This is a genomic window from Lysinibacillus sp. FSL L8-0126, assembly GCF_038630385.1.
GTDB classification, from domain to species: domain Bacteria; phylum Bacillota; class Bacilli; order Bacillales_A; family Planococcaceae; genus Lysinibacillus; species Lysinibacillus fusiformis_D.
Window position 1 is genome coordinate 1,741,642 of the sequence record NZ_CP152028.1, and the last position, 20,417, is coordinate 1,762,058.

Annotated in this window: 15 protein-coding genes and 1 pseudogene; 12 read left to right on the plus strand and 4 right to left on the minus strand. The window is 36.4% G+C overall.

The genetic code is table 11. The features are described 5' to 3' along the window. Window positions 1-80 precede the first annotated feature (80 nt). From MHI34_RS08470 to MHI34_RS08490, 5 genes and pseudogenes are all read left to right on the plus strand, one after another. A complete protein-coding gene (locus MHI34_RS08470) occupies window positions 81-596 on the plus strand; it encodes a type 1 glutamine amidotransferase domain-containing protein (protein WP_342504331.1) in 516 nt (171 codons plus the stop codon). A 611-nt stretch (window positions 597-1,207) separates the two neighbouring features. Then, entirely contained in the window at window positions 1,208-3,010 is a 1,803-nt protein-coding gene (glmS, locus tag MHI34_RS08475; protein WP_101967027.1) for a glutamine--fructose-6-phosphate transaminase (isomerizing), read from the plus strand. Between the two features lie 465 nt (window positions 3,011-3,475). Beyond that, on the plus strand, window positions 3,476-4,360 hold the full coding sequence (locus MHI34_RS08480) for a helix-turn-helix domain-containing protein (RefSeq protein ID WP_257982961.1): 885 nt from the start codon (window positions 3,476-3,478) through the stop codon (window positions 4,358-4,360). A 245-nt stretch (window positions 4,361-4,605) separates the two neighbouring features. Beyond that, entirely contained in the window at window positions 4,606-4,998 is a 393-nt protein-coding gene (locus MHI34_RS08485; protein ID WP_330493673.1) for a VOC family protein, read from the plus strand. A 3-nt stretch (window positions 4,999-5,001) separates the two neighbouring features. Further along, window positions 5,002-5,145: pseudogene (locus MHI34_RS08490) on the plus strand (acetyltransferase); the annotation flags it as partial. A 160-nt stretch (window positions 5,146-5,305) separates the two neighbouring features. Here MHI34_RS08490 and MHI34_RS08495 read toward each other — a convergent pair. Then, on the minus strand, window positions 5,306-7,054 hold the full coding sequence (locus MHI34_RS08495; RefSeq protein WP_342504332.1) for a methyl-accepting chemotaxis protein: 1,749 nt from the start codon (window positions 7,052-7,054) through the stop codon (window positions 5,306-5,308). Between the two features lie 340 nt (window positions 7,055-7,394). On the opposite strand from MHI34_RS08495, the gene MHI34_RS08500 reads away from it, so the two are divergent. Then, window positions 7,395-8,360 carry an ABC transporter substrate-binding protein gene (locus MHI34_RS08500; protein WP_340809604.1) on the plus strand — a complete coding sequence of 322 codons (966 nt, stop codon included), beginning with the start codon at window positions 7,395-7,397 and terminating at the stop codon, window positions 8,358-8,360. A gap of 119 nt (window positions 8,361-8,479) precedes the next feature. Here MHI34_RS08500 and MHI34_RS08505 read toward each other — a convergent pair whose 3' ends face one another. The 3 genes from MHI34_RS08505 to MHI34_RS08515 all read right to left on the minus strand — a co-directional run bounded on the left by MHI34_RS08505 (window position 8,480) and on the right by MHI34_RS08515 (window position 12,207). After that, window positions 8,480-9,526 (minus strand): NAD(P)/FAD-dependent oxidoreductase, encoded by a 1,047-nt coding sequence (locus MHI34_RS08505; RefSeq protein ID WP_036128836.1) that lies wholly within the window; start codon window positions 9,524-9,526, stop codon window positions 8,480-8,482. Next, on the minus strand, window positions 9,527-10,504 hold the full coding sequence (locus tag MHI34_RS08510) for an ABC transporter substrate-binding protein (protein WP_058845223.1): 978 nt from the start codon (window positions 10,502-10,504) through the stop codon (window positions 9,527-9,529). It abuts the gene before it with no gap. A 98-nt stretch (window positions 10,505-10,602) separates the two neighbouring features. Next, window positions 10,603-12,207, minus strand: a complete 1,605-nt coding sequence (locus tag MHI34_RS08515) for a helix-turn-helix domain-containing protein (protein WP_089933670.1) — start codon at window positions 12,205-12,207, stop codon at window positions 10,603-10,605. Window positions 12,208-12,570: 363 nt separating this feature from the next. On the opposite strand from MHI34_RS08515, the gene MHI34_RS08520 reads away from it, so the two are divergent. The 6 genes from MHI34_RS08520 to MHI34_RS08545 all read left to right on the plus strand — a co-directional run bounded on the left by MHI34_RS08520 (window position 12,571) and on the right by MHI34_RS08545 (window position 20,341). Further along, window positions 12,571-13,863: a CitMHS family transporter gene (locus MHI34_RS08520; protein WP_058845225.1), complete on the plus strand. Its 1,293-nt coding sequence runs from the start codon at window positions 12,571-12,573 to the stop codon at window positions 13,861-13,863. A 375-nt stretch (window positions 13,864-14,238) separates the two neighbouring features. Further along, on the plus strand, window positions 14,239-14,727 hold the full coding sequence (locus MHI34_RS08525) for a VOC family protein (RefSeq protein WP_036128833.1): 489 nt from the start codon (window positions 14,239-14,241) through the stop codon (window positions 14,725-14,727). A 318-nt stretch (window positions 14,728-15,045) separates the two neighbouring features. Continuing rightward, window positions 15,046-16,044: an ABC transporter substrate-binding protein gene (locus tag MHI34_RS08530; protein WP_340809600.1), complete on the plus strand. Its 999-nt coding sequence runs from the start codon at window positions 15,046-15,048 to the stop codon at window positions 16,042-16,044. Window positions 16,045-16,181: 137 nt separating this feature from the next. Continuing rightward, window positions 16,182-17,843, plus strand: a complete 1,662-nt coding sequence (locus MHI34_RS08535; protein ID WP_051891779.1) for an AraC family transcriptional regulator — start codon at window positions 16,182-16,184, stop codon at window positions 17,841-17,843. Between the two features lie 211 nt (window positions 17,844-18,054). Then, complete coding sequence (locus tag MHI34_RS08540) at window positions 18,055-18,747, plus strand: stalk domain-containing protein (RefSeq protein ID WP_342504333.1); 693 nt, start codon at window positions 18,055-18,057, stop codon at window positions 18,745-18,747. 232 nt (window positions 18,748-18,979) lie between these two features. Then, the gene (locus MHI34_RS08545) at window positions 18,980-20,341 is read left to right on the plus strand and encodes a TraB/GumN family protein (protein WP_082673780.1); all 1,362 of its coding nucleotides are present in this window, start codon (window positions 18,980-18,982) and stop codon (window positions 20,339-20,341) included. The last annotated feature ends 76 nt before the right edge of the window (window positions 20,342-20,417 follow it).

Below are 20,417 nucleotides of genomic sequence, written 5' to 3' on the forward strand. Positions count from 1 at the left end.
TTGTTTAAAAAGAATGTTTGAAATGAATGAGATGGGGAACAGTAGTAAGGAGTCACAATAACAAGGAGTGTTTAATTGATATGGCTAAAATTGCTACAGTGATAACAGATATGTTTGAGGACATTGAGTTTACAAGCCCCAAAGAAGCTCTAGAAGCAGCTGGGCATCAGCTCGTAACAATTGATACCGAAGCAGGTAAGGAAGTTAAGGGGAAACATGGAGAGCCAGTGAAAATAGATAAAGGAATTGAGGAAGTAAACGCCTCAGAATTTGATGCATTATTTATTCCTGGTGGTTTTTCACCTGATATATTACGTGCAGATGATCGTGTAGTGACATTTGTAAAATCCTTTATGGATGACATGAAGCCGACCTTTGCTATTTGTCATGGACCACAGCTGCTAATTACAGCTAAGACACTGAATGGTCGTGACGCCACAGGCTATAAATCCATTCAAGTGGATTTAGAAAATGCAGGGGCAATATTCCATGATGAAGAAGTATTCGTCTGTCAAAAGCAGCTCGTAACAAGTAGAACGCCAGACGATCTTCCAGCATTTAATAGAGAAATAGTTAAATTATTAGACAATAAATAAAAGATAGGCACAAGCAGTCAATTGCTTGTGCCTTTTTGTGGAATTTACTCCGCTTTATTTAGCATAGCAACTAATTATTTGTCTACATATTTGTCACGAAAAAGCATGGGGATTAGGTGTTTTTTATAACGAAAATTTGACGGATAGCATATGATTGAGTATGATGGAGAAGTTGAAGATGACGAGGTCCGACCTTATCCTTTAACGAGCGCTAAGGAGGAAAGAAAGCGCAAAATCGGAAAACAATTATAGCGCCTGAGCTGAAGAAATCGGACGACAAGATCTTCAGCAGACGAGGTGGAGGTTTATCGAAAATTCGGCGGATGCCTCCCAATCGACATACCCGATTGTCATTTTTCATTTTGAAAGCATTTAAGTGATTGAATGTACAGAAAATGGAGAAGGTATAGTAAAAGCAATAGATAAATCAAAGAAGCTTCACCTATCGAAAAAACTCTAATCAGTTGGCTGAATGAGTGGGTGGCTTGCATGTAAGGGAGTGCTTATTTTAAATATAAAATAAAGCATCGCTCGTACATTCAAAAAACTTCGATAGGATGAGGTCTAGTTTGTCATTGCATGAAATTGACAATATCGGAGGACGAGAATTTATGTGTGGAATTGTAGGATATATTGGTGAATCAGATGCAAAGGAAATTTTATTAAAGGGTTTAGAGAAGCTTGAATACCGCGGCTATGACTCAGCTGGTATTGCAGTACGTAATGAAGAAGGAGTAACAGTTTTTAAAGAAAAAGGACGTATTGCAGACTTACGTGAAGCGGTGGACGAGGAAGTTGCAGCAAAAATTGGAATTGGTCATACACGTTGGGCAACACACGGTGTACCCAATCGTTTAAATGCTCACCCACATCAAAGTGCATCAGGACGCTTTACACTTGTGCATAATGGGGTTATTGAAAACTATCATTTATTACAAAAAACATATTTAAAAGGCATTCCGATGAAATCTGATACAGATACAGAGGTTATCGTGCAATTAGTAGAGTTATTTGTGAAAGAAGGTCTTAGCACAGCAGAAGCTTTCCGTAAAACTTTATCTCTATTACATGGCTCATATGCCCTTGCATTATTAGATGCTGAAGCGACAGATACTATTTTTGTTGCAAAAAATAAATCACCACTTTTAGTAGGTATTGGTGAAGGCTTCAATGTTGTTGCTTCGGACGCAATGGCTATGCTACAAGTAACGGATCAATACGTGGAGCTTCATGACAAAGAGGTTGTAATTGTACACAAAGCAAGTGTCGAAATTACAAAATTAGATGGTTCTGTAGTAGAGCGTGCACCATATACAGCGGAGCTTGATATGAGCGATATTGAAAAAGGAACTTATCCTCACTATATGTTAAAAGAAATGGATGAGCAGCCAACTGTAATTCGTAAAATTATTCAAGCATATGAAGGCGACAATGGCGATTTAACAATTGACGCAGAGATTTTAGAGGCATTGAGAGCAGCGGATCGCTTATATATTATTGCGGCAGGCACGAGCTACCATGCAGGTCTCATCGGTAAACAATATTTCGAAAAAATGGCGGGTATCCCAGTAGAGGTTCATATTTCTAGTGAATTCGGCTACAACATGCCATTACTATCAGAAAAGCCTTTATTTATCTTTATTACACAATCAGGTGAAACAGCTGACAGCCGTCAAGTACTTGTAAAAATTAAAGAACTTGGCTATCCAACATTAACGATTACAAACGTACCTGGCTCAACGCTATCACGTGAAGCAGATCATACATTGTTATTACATGCAGGCCCGGAAATTGCAGTGGCTTCTACAAAAGCTTATGTTGCTCAAGTAGCAGTACTTGCGTTAGCAGCGTATGTAACGGCAAAGGCAAATGGCAAAGGCTTAGAATTTGATTTAAAACAAGAGCTTGCGATTGCCGCTAATGGAATCCAAACAATTATCGATTCAAAAGATGTGTTAGAAGATATTGCAGAAGACTACTTAAAAATCGCGCGTAACGCATTCTTCATTGGCCGTAATATGGACTTCTATGTCAGCCTAGAAGGGGCCTTAAAACTGAAAGAAATCTCGTACATTCAAGCAGAAGGCTTTGCTGGTGGCGAACTGAAGCACGGAACAATTGCCTTAATCGAAGAAGGTACACCAGTGTTTGCACTTGTCACTCAAGCATCAGTAGGATTAAATATCCGTGGTAATGTCAAAGAAGTAGCAGCTCGTGGCGCATATCCTTGTATCATTGCAATGGCAGGCATTGATGAAGATGGTGACCGTCTAGTCATTCCGCATGTTCACGAATTACTAACACCACTTGTATCTGTAGTGCCATTACAATTAATTAGCTACTATGCAGCACTTCACCGTCGTTGTGATGTGGATAAACCACGTAACTTGGCTAAATCGGTGACTGTTGAATAGGATTAGGTTTAAGCATTTATGCTAGTGTAGTCTAATAAAAAATATTGATTGTTTATAACAAAGTTTGACCATTTGAAATAAAGTTTGGTTAAAAATGACCTCTTCGGATTTGGTATCCAGAAGAGGTCATTTTTGATTCTTTGGAAAAAGGTAATTTTATAGGAATGAATTTAATTGGTTAGAACATTAATATGGAAAAGGTTCTTGGTGTAATTTTATAAAAAAGATTGATCATTTATAACAAAGTTCGCTTATTTAAAATAAAGATTGATTAAAGATCCTGTGTTGATACGTAGGATCTTTTCTTATTCCACAATCGGGCCAATATTGTTGCAGATATAAAAAGAGGCTGATATTACATCAACCTCTTTTTAATGATTTTTAGGATGCAGCGATTACTTCGCAAGATATATCAAAAAATGAATGAAGAACCTTGATATCCTATATTTAAAGGAGGTGCCTTCGTTGTATAACCATGAAATTATAATTAAGAAAATCATTTTGTATGTGGAAGAAAACCTATACGAACCACTTACTTTGGAAAATATAGCAGCACAATCAAATTTTTCAAAGTATCACTTTCATCGAATATTCCAATCCACGATTGGCATGACAGTAACTGAATATATTCGGTTAAGAAGATTGGCTAATGCTTCTTCCGCCTTACTTTATACAAGTGAACGCATTCTTGATATCGCTTTATATTATCAGTTTGAATCACAAGAATCATTTACAAGAGCATTTAAAGAGATTTATAAGCTACCACCTGGCAAATATCGCAGAATGATGTCAGACGTACTTAAAATTAAGGAGGAAACATATATGGATACAAAGGTGAAAGGTTGGTTTTTAAGTGGATCAAATCCATTTAATTACGAAATGGGAATTGACCATGAAGTTGTTCATCAGGGGAAAGCATCAGGTTATTTAAAATCCAAAACAGTGTTAGATTCAACTGAATTCGCTACCATGATGCAAACATTTAAGGCTAATCAGTTTGTTGGAAAGCGCATTAGACTCTCTTGTTTCATCCGTACAGAAGAGGTAGATACGTACGCTGGGATGTGGATGCGAGTAGACGACACAATGGAAGATGTTCTTCAATTTGATAATATGAGTAATCGCCCCATTAAAGGAACAACAAACTGGAACCATTATTCTATTATTTTAGATGTTCCAACCCAAAGTGCTGTTATTTCGTTTGGTATCATCCTGTCTGGACAAGGAACTGTATGGGCAGATCAATTTACTTTTGAAGAAGTGAATGAAAGTATTCCAACAACTAATTTAGAGATGCATGGTGAACTGCTGGACGAGCCAATAAATTTATCGTTTGACGAGGAAATATGATTTAAGGAAGGGTGATAACATGGCTAATTTTGGTATAAAAGATACCGAGGTAGTATTAAGTATTATAGTTATAATTGCAATTATGGCTGTAAAGTTTGTAGGAATTAACACGCTTGTTCATTACTTAAAGTTTTGGTGAAAATATTGCTTAACTATACCGCAATCGGGCCATTTAATGGAGGAAGAATCACAAGTAATATTGAATATTTATGGTATCATTTAGTGAAAAAAATTAAGGAAAGGTGATGTATGTAATGAGTACATCTGAAATATTTATGAAAAGCACCATACCAATATTCCGTATTTTTAATGAGGAGAAAGCGAAAGAATTTTATTTAACATTTTTGGGGTTTGCATTGGATTGGGAACATCGATTTGAGGATGATCTACCTTTATACATGCAAATTTCTTATGGAAATTGTATTATTCATCTTTCAGAACATCATGGAGATTGCTGTCCAGGAGGTGCTATAAGAATTGAAGTAGAAAACCTAGAGTTACTCCATTCAAACCTTATATCAAAGAAATACAAATATACGCGTCCTGGCATCGAAACAACCCCTTGGAATTCTCAGGAAGTTTGCATTGGAGACCCATTTGGAAATAGAATTGTTTTTTTTGAGAACCTTCAAAAATAACATTGGGTAACTTATTTTGATGTTACAAGTAGAAAGGATTCAAGAATACATTAAATATGGATGAAGGCACTTGGAATCGAGCAAGAGGTTGGGCTTTGGAAGGATTTAATTACTTACAATTTTAATAGAAATCAACCTACAAAATAAAAGCATCGAATCATTTGATTCGATGCTTTGGTATTATAATCTATTATATGTTTCATCAAGAGTTCCAAAAACTTTGGAATACCTTCAATACCTTGTAAAGTATTGAAACCAGTTATCTTTTGTAGTCATTTTAAACCATATTCATAACATCGCTACCTTTTTATAAAGTATATCGCTCCATTAAAGAATTTAATTCACGATTTAATTCCGTTAGTTTTTCAGCAGCATTAGCAACATCAGCAATTGCTTTAATGTGCTCATCTATGGAAGCAGCAATTTCCTGTACGGAAGCGGCCGTCTGTTCTGATACGCTGGACGCACTTTCGATTCCTTCACTCATCAACTTATTATAGGAGGTCATAACGTCCATTTCTTTATTAACTGCTAATATCGATTCCACAATTTGCTTAACAGAATCAGACATTTGATTGAATTTACTTTGTGTTAGCACTACATCATCATTTAACTTTTTAGCAGTCTCCATTGTTCCTTCTACAGTTTCAACTGTTTTAGTTGTTTCTGAAACAATGGATGAAACCACTCCTTGTACTTGGTGAGTAGCATTTTTCGATTGTTCTGCTAGTTTCCTTATTTCATCGGCAACAACTGAAAAACCTCTACCATATTCACCAGCTCTTGCTGCTTCAATGCTTGCGTTTAAAGCGAGTAAATTCGTCTGTTCAGCGATTGTTTCAATTGTTTCCATTACCTGTGTGATTTGATTGATTTTACTATTTAAATTTTTAATCTCATAACTGACTTCTTCTGATGCTGCCAATGAATCAGTATTGGATTGTTGTAATTGATGAACTATTGCAATTCCCTCGGCTGATATTTTTTCAGCATGTTTTGTAATGTCGTACATCACTTTACTTTGTTTTTCCGTAGTTTCTATAGAACTTGATAATAGCTCTACTGTTCGGTTTATCTTGTCCAAATCATGGGCTTGTTCTTGTGTACCAGTAGCAATTTCGTTAACTGCTCTACCAACTTCATCACTACTAGCAGATGTTTCTTCTGAAATTGCTGATAAGTTGGTCGCTGAATCCAATAAATGTTCACTAGTATTTTTAGTCTTTTCGACGAGTGTACGTAATTGCTGTGACATTTTATTAAAAGCAGTCGCAAGTTGCCCAATTTCATCACTTGATTCAGGTAGATTGGTAACAATTATATGACCATCAGCAATTTTTGTTGATGCTTCAGCTACTTCTTTTAGTGTATTTAATTTCCTCCGAATACCTAAATAAAACACAATTGAACTTAAAATAATGAGTACAATTGTTGCACCAAAGATAATATATTGTAAGATGTTTAATCCTTCATAAAATTCATCTTGAAAAACAGCAATTCCAAGAGTCCAACCCCAAGGCTCAAAATATTCTGTATAGGCTGTTTTATCTTTAAAAGAACCATCTGGCTGTTTATCAGAATAAACGACATAGCGATCTGATTCATTTTCGGACTTGCCGCCTGCAACGATCTTTTCTCGATTACTTCTGTTGAGGTCATCGACAGGAGCTCCACCTATTTTAGAGGGATGGAGTTGTAACACTAAATCCTCGTCAAAAGCTAATATATAACCATTTTCTTTGTAAGTAAAATGGGAATTTTGATAATCATACTCTCCATTTCCATTTACTGGCCCATTTAGAATAATTCTCGCTTGTTCTTTACCTTCCTCTAGTGTTATTTTGCCAATTTCCACTTCTTCATTAATCAGTTCTAATGAAGTATAAGCCCCCTTGACGATGCTTTGTAGTTCTCTTTGACCGGATTCTAAGAGCTGATTTTTGGCAACAACATAACTTGTTGAGCCGATAATCACAACTGTTACAAGTATAATAATTGTGATTAGTAGCATTAACTTTCTTGAAATGCTTCGTAACTGTAAAATTCTCTTCATCATTTGCTTCCTCCCACAACTATATATAGGTATATTTCGACAGTAATCTACATAATTCAATGGTATCGGAATTATTTTTTATATTACGCTGTATATGAAAAGCTAGAAGCAAATTCTTCTTATTATTAGGGTGGGTATTATTACATGATTAACCAAATTAAAAACTGGATAAAGGATGTTAAGAAAAGAAATTCATATATAACATGTTTGGATTAATCATTCTTGTTTATCAAGTCTAATAGGTGAATATTATTGGAGCAGACTTTTTTACAGCTACAATAATTGAAAATGATTATCATTTTCAATATAATAGGGAACAATTAGTATTTAAAGGAGAAGGATTATGAATAAATACATAAAAAAAGCCGTTCTAGTAATGTTGGTAATGAGTCTACTGCTAATAATGGCAGCTTGTGGTAGTAAAACAGAAGGTACAAAGGATGACAAGGAATCTACAACGACTGTAACAACACGTATTGTAACAGATTCGGTAGGACGTGAAGTAGAAGTTCCCATAGACCCACAACGTGTTATTGTGGATTGGGATTTAGGTCACGTATTAGCTGTAGGCATTGTACCAGTTGCTTCAACGACAAAGGTCATTGATTATGGTGAATTTTTAAAGGATTACTATCAGGGGCAGGACATTGTAGATCTTGGGAATGAAGATACTGTATCTTTAGAAACAGCTACTAGTCTAAAACCAGATTTAATTATTACGTTTGCAGAGGAAAATATAAAACAATATGAAAAAATTGCACCTACTATTGTGTTCAGTACGGATAGCTACGATAGTGTGGAAGCAGAAATTTTAGCAATTGGCGAAATGTTAAATCACCAAGAAGAGGCGAAGAAGTTTATGGCAGATTATACGGCGCGTGCAAAGGTAGCTGAAGAAAAAATCAAAGCCGTAATCCCAGAAGGCATAACATTCTCACTCTTTACGTTAACAGACAAAGAGATTGTTGTGATTCCTAGTGGTAACTCAGGTGGTGAAGCGATGTATGATTTGTTAAAACTTACAGCACCAACATCTATACAAAAGCTAATTGAAGATAGCAAGGGAGATTGGCAGAAGCAACGTATTTCATGGGAAACGGTAGGTGACTATGTAGGTGATTATGTAGGTGTTTTAGATTATGGTCAAAAATACGAAACGACTTCTACATGGGATAATTTAGAGGTTGTGAAAAATAATAAAGTGATTACATTCGATGGGACGTACTTCTTCTCAGCAGATCCAATCTCTGTTATCCATCAAGCAGAGCACATGGCAGAACAAATTATTGAATTAGTACAAAAACAATAAAGTAAAACTTCAAGCAGTTGCGTTTTTCTTAAGCTCCACGAAGACCTTTCTTGCTTCAATAAAAAACCCCATTAGATAAACAGATGATTTGTTTATCTAATGGGGAAGGTATTAGCTGATTACTTATGTGTAGTTACAGCTTTATTCTTTTGTTGTAACGCTTCATTTTTTTCAGCGAAGCGGTCATTATGAGAAGAAACGCCCGCCATTTTTGATTCTGTTGGGTCAATGTATAATTTGGCGCTATTGACAGCGAGGACAGCATCGTTAAATGCGCCTGCAATCAGTCTTATTTTCCCTTCATTCGTTACAATATCGCCTGCGCCAAAGATGCCTGGCATGCTTGTACCCATTTTGGGAGTAACGGAAATGCCCCATTCTTCAGAGGCCAAGCCCCAATCTAAAATGGCGCCGCCAAAGTGTCGGTCAAATCCGTGATTGACAAGCACTTCATCTACTTCAATTTTTGTCATATCATTAGAATCAACATGCTGTAATGTGACATGTTCAATTTTATTGCCATTGCCATGTAAACGAGAAACTGTATACGGAACATAGGTTGTTGCGATAGACTTCATACGTGTTACAGATGATTCAAAGGCACTAAAGTCATCTCGTCTATGAACAACGTATACTTCTTTGGCAATAGGAGCCATTTCAATAGCCCAATCTACAGCTGAGTCGCCGCCACCAGAAATGAGTACACGTTTATCTTTAAACCTATTGATGTTCGTTACCGTATAGTGAAGGTTGTTTAGTTCATAACGGTCAGCGCCTTCAATCGTTAATTTTTGAATGCGTGTAATACCACGTCCTGTAGCTAATATAATCGTTTTCGTATAATGTTTCTCGCCTGTTTTAGCTGTTAAGACGAAAATGCCATCGTCGCGTTTTTCCATGCCAACAACTTCTTGACCAAATACGATTGTTGGATTAAATGTCATAGCTTGCTTGATTAAGGAATGAATAATTTCTTCACAGCGAATAGGTTCAATACCACCGACATCCCATACCAATTTCTCAGGATAGGTGCGCATAAAACCACCTAATTCCTGTTTTACTTCGATAATTTTCGTTTTCATTTCACGCATGCCACTGTAAAAGGCAGCATACATGCCAGCCGGCCCACCACCGATTATAATTACATCATAAATCTCTTGTTCCATTTAAGGCACCAACTTTTCAACTAAATAATCAAGGAATAGTGGAGAGCCAATTAAACCTTCACCTACAACGTAATCTGCTGTTTTTAATGGATAAACATTGCCGATTTTCACAGCATCCATTGCTTGCCACATCGGGCTATTCTCTAAATCTTTCATAGATTGTTCACTACTATAATTTTGCATTTGACGTTGTTCGACAAAAATATGGTCTGCATCAATGTCAGGTAAAACCTCTAAGGAAATGGGCGTGAACCACTCATTATTATCTTTCAACATAGTTGGAATATTTAACCCAAGTTGTGTGTATAGCATATCACTACCAGGGCTACCTTTTTCAGTGCCTAGTACACGGTATTGATTTTGTTCTACCCGTAATACAAGAATTTTTTCGTCACCTATAGCATCGTGTAGTTTTTCTTTGGTTTCTTCTATTTTTTCCCTATACTTCTCGAGAGCAAGTGTAGCTTCTTTCTCTTTCTTGAACAGTTCACCAAGCACAGGAACATATTCATCTATTGCAACGCCTGCCTCAACAGCAACAGTAGGAGCAATTTTACTTAAAGCTTCGTATTTTTTAGCATCAATCGCTGCACCCTGAGCAATAATGACATCTGGTGCAGCTTCAAGAATAACTTCTAAATTATCTTCATATTGCACAGTCGGAATAATTTTAACATTGTTGTCATTGAATAATTTGAAGCGATACTCAGGTTCAATTTCTTCAACAACTGTCACCATTTGAGGCGTTACACCGATTTCAATTAAGTTTTCAGCATAGTTAGAACTAAGAACTAACATATTTTTAGGTTCAGTAGGGATCGTGACATCACCATAGGCATCTTTTACAACACTCGTTGTAGGCTCACTTTGTTCTTCTTGACCCTTTGTCTCATTTCCGCTCTCTTTATTAGTGCTTGAGCAAGCAACTAATGTTAAAGCTACTAACATAAAAAGTATATATTGCATCGTTTTTTTCATTGATTATAGCTCCTTTTTATTTGATAATGATTATCACTATCAAATAATAACAGGGAATGAGAGTGCCTACTATAGCGTAAAGTGCCTTAAAAATTGGATTATTGTGTTTTAGGGCAAACACCATCCAAAATCGACTGCTCAATCTGTTGCATAATTTTTCTTTTGCCAAACACACTGCAATTGTTTATCCATAAACCCGTATCCACATAAAACACACGTTTATTTTTCACAGCATCTAAATTTTTCCACTGCTCACTTTTTTGTAAAGTAGCTAAGCTAAGGTCGGCTGTATAATAATCCATTATGCGTTTTTCAATAAACAAATAAGTAGGATTGGCTACCACTAATTGTTGTAAAGAACATATGTTGAAACTATTTTTATTTGTGCGCAATGATTCAGGCATTTTTAAGCCAAGTTCCTGATATAAAAGGGTAGCGGAGTCACTAGAAGATTCACCGACATAGCGATAACCCAACTCCTCCACACGTAAGTAAAGTACAGTAGCATTCTTTACAAGATGGTGTTGTATTTTATTTTTTAGAACATCTACATGTGTCGTAAGTTCGTGAATAACTTGTGTAGCTTCATTCTCTTTATTAAACAATTCACCAAAGTAACGAATTGATGAATTTAAATCATAAGGTAGCCCGGTAATTACAGGTGCGATCGTTTGGAAGTGTTGTTTTGTCTCTTCCGTTAAGTCGACACCGATAATTAAATCGGGTTGCTGTTGTACAATGATGTCTTGTTGAATCACATATTGAGGCATTTCTAAGATGGTTGTACCAACTTCATGAAAAAGATTCTTTTGATATTTTGGAGTGAGGGAGCTCGTCACAGTAACACAATTTGGTATAACCCCTAATGCGATTGCAATTTCTGCGTGTGCAGGTGATAGAAAGCAAACACGATATTCACCAACGGTCTTTTTGAATTTCTTAGGTGGACGACCTACAATGCGTTTAAACTGTCGACTAAAGTGCTGCACATCATCAAAACCAACTTTTTTTGCGACATTTTGTGATAAATCATCTGTTGTTAATAGCATTTCTTGCGCACGGTAAATACGATAACTAATTAAATAAGCTATCGGTGTTTTATCATATAACTCAATGAACTTTCTCGAATAATACCATGGGCTATATCCAGCGATGGCTGCTAGTTCATCTCTTGTCATTGTTTGGTTATATTTTTTTTGCATATAAATAACTGTTTGTTCCATTCTTTCCTCAAGTGTGTATTCATCTGTTGATTGCTCTTGCTGTAATTCCTTCAACAAACTGTATAAAATAAATTGTTTAATGGTGTTATGGAGAGGGTCTATATTTTTAGCGAGCGACATCCGAATATCAGCTATGATCGTTTCAGGCACTCGCTGAATATAGTAACCATTCATTGTATTGATAGACCATTTACGGGTTAATTTCATTGCTGTATCATACAGTGCAAAGCTAATTAAATAGCCTGAAAAATCAAGACGGTTTGTATTTGTAAGTTGGATAACCGCATCACTTTCGAGGGCAATCAAATGCCCAAAAACAATATGCTCTTTGTGCCCATTAATGGACAGGGTGGTTTGGCCATCCGTAATCAATAAGAGAGCCGCACTTTCAAGATGTATCGTAGACTTTTGAAATAAGGATTTGGCTAAATCTTTTATTTCTGTGCAATGTGCCAGCCAATTAGGATTAGAATCAAGCATTTATGTACTCCTTTAGTTTGTTGTGATAAAAGTATACTACGGAATATCACAGCAGACGGCATAAAAAAGACAAGTTCAAACATAGGAAATAAAAAATCCTTACAGAACATCAAAATGTATAGCCTCCCTTTGATAAGGGAGGTATTTTTAATGTGTACAATAGGCATCTTAAGAAGCTATTGAAATGGAAGGTATTACTTTTAGTGAACAAAATGTACGTAATAGATATAAAGAAATTAATAAACATTAATTTGAAAACGATTACATTTGCTCGATGTTGTTTTACTATAAGGTTTAATATTCGGAAAATTAGTTATTTATAGAATTGATAAATAACTTAAAAGGGTCATTGGGGGGATTAGAATGCTAGCAATTTTAGGTTTTTTAATGATAATAGTATTTATGATTTTGATTATGACTGGTCGTCTTACAGCAATGATTGCATTAATTGTAGTTCCCATTACGTTTGCAGTTATTGGTGGATTCGGAAGTGAAATGGGTCCTATGATGTTGGATGGGATTAAAAGTGTGGCTCCAACCGGGATTATGATTTTATTTGCCATTCTTTTCTTTGGTATTTTGATTGATGCTGGAGTATTTGATCCAATCATTCAAACAATTCTTAGGTTAGTAAAAGGTGATCCTGTAAAAATTGCCATCGGAACAGCCGTATTAGCCCTTCTGATTTCTTTAGATGGTGATGGTACAACAACCTACATGATTACTATTTCAGCATTTTTACCGCTTTATAAAAGAATTGGCATGCGACCAATTGTATTAGCCGGTATTGCCGTTTCAGCCTCAGGTGTTATGAACCTCCTACCTTGGGGAGGGCCAACTGCAAGGGTTATGACAGCATTGAATCTTGAAATGTCTGAAGTTTTTACACCCGTGATTCCCGCGATGATTGGCGGCGCTATCTTTGTTCTGCTCATGGCATTTATGTTCGGAAGACAGGAGAGGAAGCGAATTGGTGTTATAGAATATGATTATGAAACTGCAGTTCAGCCTGCTGCTACAGTCGAGGATGACTCTTTGAAACGTCCAAAACTAATTATCTTTAACTATGCACTAACAATCATTCTTTTAATAGCGTTAATTATGGAGCTATTACCACCTGTTACATTATTCATGCTTGGTTTTGCGATTGCGATTACTGTAAACTATCCAAAATTGAAAGACCAAAAGGAACGTATTGCGAATTATGCTGACAATGCATTATCAGTTGTTTCAATGGTTTTTGCAGCTGGGATTTTTACAGGGATTCTTTCAGGAACAGCAATGGTAGATGCGATGGCAAACTCAGTAATTCATTATATTCCAGATGCAATGGGTTCTCATTTTGCAGTAGTTACAGCCATCCTTAGCGCACCTTTTACATTTTTTATGTCCAACGATGCCTTTTACTATGGAGTGCTGCCATTACTTGCCAAGGCAGGAGCGGTATATGGCATCGACCCCGCCTTAATTGGTAGAGCTTCTCTATTAGGGATGCCAGTCCATCTTCTAAGTCCACTTGTTCCATCTACTTATTTATTAGTAGGTATGGTTGGAGAGGATTTCGGCACATTACAACGTATCTTCTTAAAGTGGGCTTTCGGTTCTACCATTGTCATGATGATCGTCTGTGTAGTATTAGGGATTTTCCCTCTTTAAATTAACATAATAAGTTTAAAATCTATTGTCCAAGGGGTTAAAGAGATGATCAAGTGAAAAATTGTTTATCTGTATTAAATCTACAAAAGTAATGGGCTTCTTTTGTAGATTGTTATTGGAGGAAATGAAAAGATTCTAAAACCACCCTTAATCAAAAATTAGATGTTTAAGGTCTATGGAGTTGTTTCAGAAAAACGTTTTTGTTCGTAAAAAGGACTATCATAAATATACGATGAAAAAGATTAAGACTTAGGATTATTAGTTCATGTTAGTTATAGATATTTGCCAATGGTGGATAGTTTGTTGAGTATAGGGGAAAAGCTATTCAACAATCAAAAAGAAATTATTAAAATTAGGAGAAAGGTGGTATGAAATATGAAAATCCGTAAGATCGATCATGTGGGGATAATCGTCAATGATCTTCCAGCAGCAAAAGCATTTTTCCTTGAATTTGGCCTTGAGATGCTAGGGGAAGGAAAAGTGGAGGGTGAGTGGGTAAAGAGGATGGAGCGGATAATAGGGCTTCAAGACGTTAAAGAGGAAACGGCAATATGGCGACTATCGGATAGTGACGCAAATTTAGAAATAGTAATGTTGCGAACGCCAGATGGTGATACAAATATTGAACTAGTAAAATTTAACGCGCCAACAAATGAAATAGGGATACGGCATCCTTTAGCAAATACGCTGGGTATCCAGCATATTGCCTTTGCTGTTGAAGATATTGAAGCCCTTGTTACCAAATTGACAAAGAAAGGCGCAGAACTAATTGGTGAGATATCTAACTATGAAAATGCTTATAAATTATGCTACGTTCGCGGACCAGAAGGAATTATTTTGGAGCTGGCTGAGGAAATTAAATAGAAAACCCAAGATTTTTTATCAAATTTGAATTGAATAATCTTATTGCTGTTTGCGTATTAGTATCCAACTTTATTGAAACTCTTCTGGGTTATTGTCATTAAACATGGCTGTGTAGAGATAATTAAATAAATGTAAAACTTCTTTCTGCTACTTAATAAGTGAAATAAGAGAACGTGCGTTTTTTGGGGGAAGCTATTGACATTTATCCAAATAAATCATTGCGTTTTTTCCATTGTTTACCCTTTTCATACAAACTATAATAGTGCTGTAAATGATAATCATTTTCAATTGAAGATAAAAAGGAAAGGGGTAATAAATGTGAAAAAGCTTCTACGAAAGCAATTTATACTATGGGGAGGGAGTTTCCTTCTGTTGCTGTTGATGCTATCGGCATGCAGTAATTCTAATGGCAGTGCGTCTGATGCGCAGGGTAAGGAAAATGAGAAAACAGCTCAATCTGATGTGCAAGCAGAGGAAAGTGAGACAACGGTTCAATATACAACGATTACAGGCGAACAAGTTGAAATACCTGCAGATCCAAAACGAGTAGTTTATATTGGTCAGACGACGGGTGATTTCTTGGCGATGGATATTCCCCTTGTTGGTAATAATCTTCCTCAAGATCCTGCAAGTTACTATGGAGATAAACTTGAAGGCATCGTTGATATTGGAAATCCTGCTAACTTAGAGACGATTCTGACTTTAAAACCTGATCTGATTATTAATGGTTATTACAAGTCCGATCCAAATCTTAACGAGGAATTGTCAAAAATCGCAACGACTATTCCCTTTAACCCAGCTCTTCCTTATACAGAACGTGTAAAGGAGATGGGCAATATCTCGGGTAAACAGGAAGAAGTGGGTAAAATGATTGCTAAGTTTGAAACGCAATCTAAAGAAATGTTTGATAAGCTTCAATTAGCAAAAGGGGAGACCGCAACGGTATTCTACCAGTTAGGTAAAATACTTTATGTTATGGGCGATCGTAACTTTGGCGCCATTATATATGGAGAAAACGGTTTTGCCGTCCCACCAGCTGTACAGAAGAATATTATTGATGTAGAAGGGGTATCTTTCCTTGAGGTTTCCGAAGAGGTGCTTCCAGAGTTTGCTGGTGATCATTTGTTTGTCATTGTACAAGAGGATGGTGAAAGTGAAGCAGAGGCGGATCGACTACTACAAAGCCCAATATGGGGAACTTTACCTGCAGTCAAAAAGGGAAATGTTTATGTTGTTCCTAATGAATGGAATACAGATAATTTATTAGCTTTGGAGCAATTGTATAAAAAGTTACCAGAATGGATGCACAAACAGTAAAAATTGTATTTACCTAATCAATTTTTTAAACTGTTTGTATTTTAAAATAGTACATACTCGAACAATAGTTGATAGAGGGTCATTATATGTTACAATAACGATAATGAGAATCATTTTCAATGGTTGGAGAGTTGCTTATGAATCTAGCACCCCTATATATTAGGCTACAACATTATGAACGATTTCAAGTTGATCAAATAATGCTAGCTAGTAGCTACAATGAGGGAATAAAGGATAATGAAATAAATGTATGCGCATTATTAATAGCACTGAGTCATGGCATACGGCTGTATGTAGACAAAATGGCTATTGATCTACGACAAGGAAGCTGCGTTCTAATTTTACCTACACAAAGCTACACTGTAGAATCAAGTAACAAAGAGGCACAGCTGGCACACTTTACCTTTGAAACTTTTAAAGTGGAAGGGATGACGTTGAATCAGGTTGCCCATCCACCCCTACTTTGTGGTTATCCCTATAATCTGTTATTTTCTCAAGTCAAGCAAGTATTAGGAAATGAAGCATGGATAAATAATCAGTTTTGTTCCTCTCTATCCACATCAGGAATGGCGATGATGCAAGGTAGACTTCAGCAGATACTAGCTATGATGGTCCAGTTAGATGAGCAAGCTAACGAGTTGTTGAATGAAGAAAAGATACAATTGGTTCAAAAAACTGTACAGTACATAGAACAGCACTATGATGAGGACTTGACAGTAGAACAACTGGCTAACATGGCTGGAATGGTGAGATGGCAATATAGTCAAAAGTTTAAAACGTTGACTGGCAAAAAGCCGACTGATTATGTGGCTCATTTACGTATAAATCAGGCAAAAGAACTTCTACGTAATACGACCGATCCATTGAGCAAAATAGCTCGACAAATTGGTTTTAAAGATGAATACTATTTCAGTCGGTGCTTTCATAAATTAACTGGAAACACCCCACGTGAATATGCAAACATTCATCTTCATACGCCAGAAAGAACAGTTATTGATTCACTGGGTAGAAGGGTTCTTGTTCCTACAAGTGCAACACGTATTGTGACTGATGGAAAATTTACACTTGGGGAATTACTCGTTCTAGGCATACCCCCTATAGGAGCAGCCATCTCCATCATGAGAGATAACGTGGTTTATCACAATAAATTGCGAAATATTCATAGTATCGGGGATTGGGCAGATCCAGATAAAATAGCACAGCTGCAACCAGAGTTCATATTGCTTAGCTATTATCCGCAAGACTTGCAGGAACTGGATGCGCTTGCTCCAACTGTTGTACTGGACAAGAAGTTTAGATTGTTTGAGCGGTTACGATATATCGCTAAACTAGTTGAGCGGAGTAAAGCGGCGGAGAAGTGGATTACTACATATGAGGACAAAGTAAGAATGGTACGTAGGCAATTAGTGGATGCTTATGTTGCTGGAGAGACGGCTACGGTTTATCTCAAGCTTGGTGTAAAATTTTACGTTATGTGTCAGACCGGATTGGCTGCTAGCTTGTATGAATCACTTGGCTTCCGTCCCACTCCCAAAGTAATGCACCTAATTGAGCAAGGGCAAGCATGGATAGAAATCCAGCAGCATCAAATAAATCACTATGCTGGAGAACGTAATTTTATCTTGGCTTCTCCTCAAGAACTACAAACGATTACTCAATGTCCACAGATCGTCACTTTAGCCAAGTTAACTCCTGGTAAGACTCATTTCGTAGATTTTACATGGAATCATTGTGACCCTATCACACGTGAACGGTTGTTAGATGTGCTACCATCTATTTTCAAAAAGAACATTATTTGATAAGCAGAAGAAATAAAATTGCTGTAAAACTCGATCCATTAGCTATGGTTCGAGTTTTTTCCATTAATATTCAAATAGCGTACAAATAAACTAGTACAGAAAAAATAATTCTACTAGAAAAAAAGTTTGTTTAAAAATATCCTGGTATAAAATTTATATGAAATTTCTGGTATAATTACATATATCTATATTAATTTTAAGGAGTGATTTTGTGAAGAAGTTATTGATAATAACAAGTTATTTAGGATTTTTTATATTAGGAGGTTTGACGTTTACATACTTCTCAACTACGGAAGCGGCAAGCGACTTGAAAAAGATCAGCGTGTATCAGGATCCAATCAATTACTATGTCAATAAGGTTGAAAAAGTGCCGCAAAAAGGTCAATCTGGATTTAATTATCAAGGTACAATATATGTTCCAATGCGCTTTGTTGCGGAATCTTTAGGTGAAAAGGTAACATGGGACGGAAAAACAAAATCCGTTTATATTGGTGAGGTTCCCCAGTTCACCTCTTTGAAAGATGTAAAACCTATTGGGCGTGATGAGGACCCATTGTTCCATAATCCAAGTTCTATCGTAATTCATACGGGTGAAAAGTTCGAGCGTTCTTATCAACTTGGTGGTTACCATGGGGGCGGTGCTGTTCAAGACCATACAGTGGAATACTTAGCCAATGGAAATCACAAAGGATTCGAAACCAATTTGGCACCAATTAAAAAGTTAGCAGCTAACTCTTTCGGAGTAGGTTTCTTGAAAATTTACGCAGATGGTAAATTGATTTATGATAGTGGAGCAATCAAAGACAAGGTAAAGGTTCATGTTAATTTAGATGGAGCTTCAAAAGTGAAATTTGAACTTGAAGGTAGTGGTTTAGGTATATTAGATCCTAAATTTATTCAATAAATTATACACAAGTAAGACGATGACATAAATAGCTGTCATCGTCTTATTTATTTGCGTGAACGGCATTAACTACGTCGCATTACGTAGCTTATAGATAACTATTTCGACATAACTTTAATGGTAATACAATTTTGTTAATTTTTTCACATTTAAGTATAATATAGTTGTTATTTATATGGTATAATTTCAAGCGGTGTTGATACATAAAATAGGAGATAGGAGAGAAAAGAGTATGATGAAAAAGATGATGAAACGAACAAGTGCAGTATTGCTTGGTGCTTCGTTAATGCTGACAACGGTTGTACCTGTGATTCATGCTGAAGAGCAATTACAGCCTCAAGTTCCATCGATTAGTCCGTGGGCTATTGAAACATTAAATGAGGGAGAAAAATATGGTATTTTCCCTATGGAATGGTATTACGATGGTTTCCTTGAAGAAATTTCGGTGGATAAAGTAAATGAATTACTAGCTTTGACAGAAAAGAAAATTGCTACTCTAGGTTTAGCTGAAAATAAACAATACAAGCCAGTGAGTGTAAAGAACGATAATACACGTGGTGATATTGTGAAGCGCATGTACAATATCGTAGCACGCTATGATTTACCTGTTGGCAAAGATGCCATTCAATTTATGAAAGAACAAAATATATTACAAGGTTCTCCAAACGGACTGCATTTAGAAAAAAAAGCAACAACACAGCAGGCTGTTATACTAGCTGTTCGTTTCATTAAAAGTACATATGCCCTTGCAGAACAAGGATCGAAGGGGGTGGCCTGGGTTGTAGAGGATGAGGATACGACTGTGTACTTATTAGGATCCATCCATCTAGGCACACCAGACTTATATCCTTTCGATAAAAAATTAGTAACAGCGTTCAATGAATCGGATGCGCTATTAGTTGAGGCAAATATTTTGGATACAAAAGCACTTGAATATTATTCAGAAAAGGCACTGTATACAGAAGGTAAAACATTGAAAGATGCTGTGGCACCAGAAACATATGCAAAGCTTGAGCAAGTTGCAAAGCTTTACGATCTTCCGATGGATCAGCTGACAATGCAAAAGCCTTGGATGCTATCTAGTGCATTATCAATGCTGGCAATGGACGATTCCTTTGGATTGACGCCACAAGAGATGACGATGCATGGTATTGATGTATACTTCTTATTGAATGCACAGTTGCAACAAAAGCCAGTCATTGAATTAGAAGGAGTAAAAGCACAAGTTGATATGTTTGATGCATTATCACCAGAAGCACAGGAGCAGTCATTAGTCGCAGTGTTGGATAGTATCATCAGTCCTTCTGATGAAAATCAATCAAAAATTCTTAAAGAGTGGTTTACAAGCTGGAATAAAGGGAATGTTGAGGAGTTCGCAAAAAGCTTCCAAGCAATGGAAGGTACATCATCAGAATTCAATAAAATGCTATTTGGTTTACGTGATGAACAAATGGCAAAGAAAATCATGAATGTACTTGAAGAAAAAGAAGGTAAGTACTTTGTTGTAGTTGGTTCTGGTCACTTCCTAGTCGATAAAAATATTCGCTATCACTTGGAGAAAAGCGGATACAATGTAAAACCATTTTATCAATAAAGAAAAACTAAAAAGGCAACCCAAAGCTATGGACCTAGCTAAGGGTTGCTATTTTTAGTTGCACCAATATTCCTCA

Bases quoted from the DNA above. Each gene is read 5' to 3' on its own strand.
- MHI34_RS08470 (WP_342504331.1), top strand. From the start codon at position 81: ATGGCTAAAATTGCTACAGTGATAACAGATATGTTTGAGGACATTGAG.
- glmS (WP_101967027.1), top strand. From the start codon at position 1,208: ATGTGTGGAATTGTAGGATATATTGGTGAATCAGATGCAAAGGAAATT.
- MHI34_RS08485 (WP_330493673.1), top strand. From the start codon at position 4,606: ATGTATGTAATGAGTACATCTGAAATATTTATGAAAAGCACCATACCA.
- MHI34_RS08495 (WP_342504332.1), bottom strand. From the start codon at position 7,054: ATGATGAAGAGAATTTTACAGTTACGAAGCATTTCAAGAAAGTTAATG.
- MHI34_RS08500 (WP_340809604.1), top strand. From the start codon at position 7,395: ATGAATAAATACATAAAAAAAGCCGTTCTAGTAATGTTGGTAATGAGT.
- MHI34_RS08505 (WP_036128836.1), bottom strand. From the start codon at position 9,526: ATGGAACAAGAGATTTATGATGTAATTATAATCGGTGGTGGGCCGGCT.
- MHI34_RS08510 (WP_058845223.1), bottom strand. From the start codon at position 10,504: ATGAAAAAAACGATGCAATATATACTTTTTATGTTAGTAGCTTTAACA.
- MHI34_RS08515 (WP_089933670.1), bottom strand. From the start codon at position 12,207: ATGCTTGATTCTAATCCTAATTGGCTGGCACATTGCACAGAAATAAAA.
- MHI34_RS08520 (WP_058845225.1), top strand. From the start codon at position 12,571: ATGCTAGCAATTTTAGGTTTTTTAATGATAATAGTATTTATGATTTTG.
- MHI34_RS08525 (WP_036128833.1), top strand. From the start codon at position 14,239: ATGAAAATCCGTAAGATCGATCATGTGGGGATAATCGTCAATGATCTT.
- MHI34_RS08535 (WP_051891779.1), top strand. From the start codon at position 16,182: ATGAATCTAGCACCCCTATATATTAGGCTACAACATTATGAACGATTT.
- MHI34_RS08545 (WP_082673780.1), top strand. From the start codon at position 18,980: ATGATGAAAAAGATGATGAAACGAACAAGTGCAGTATTGCTTGGTGCT.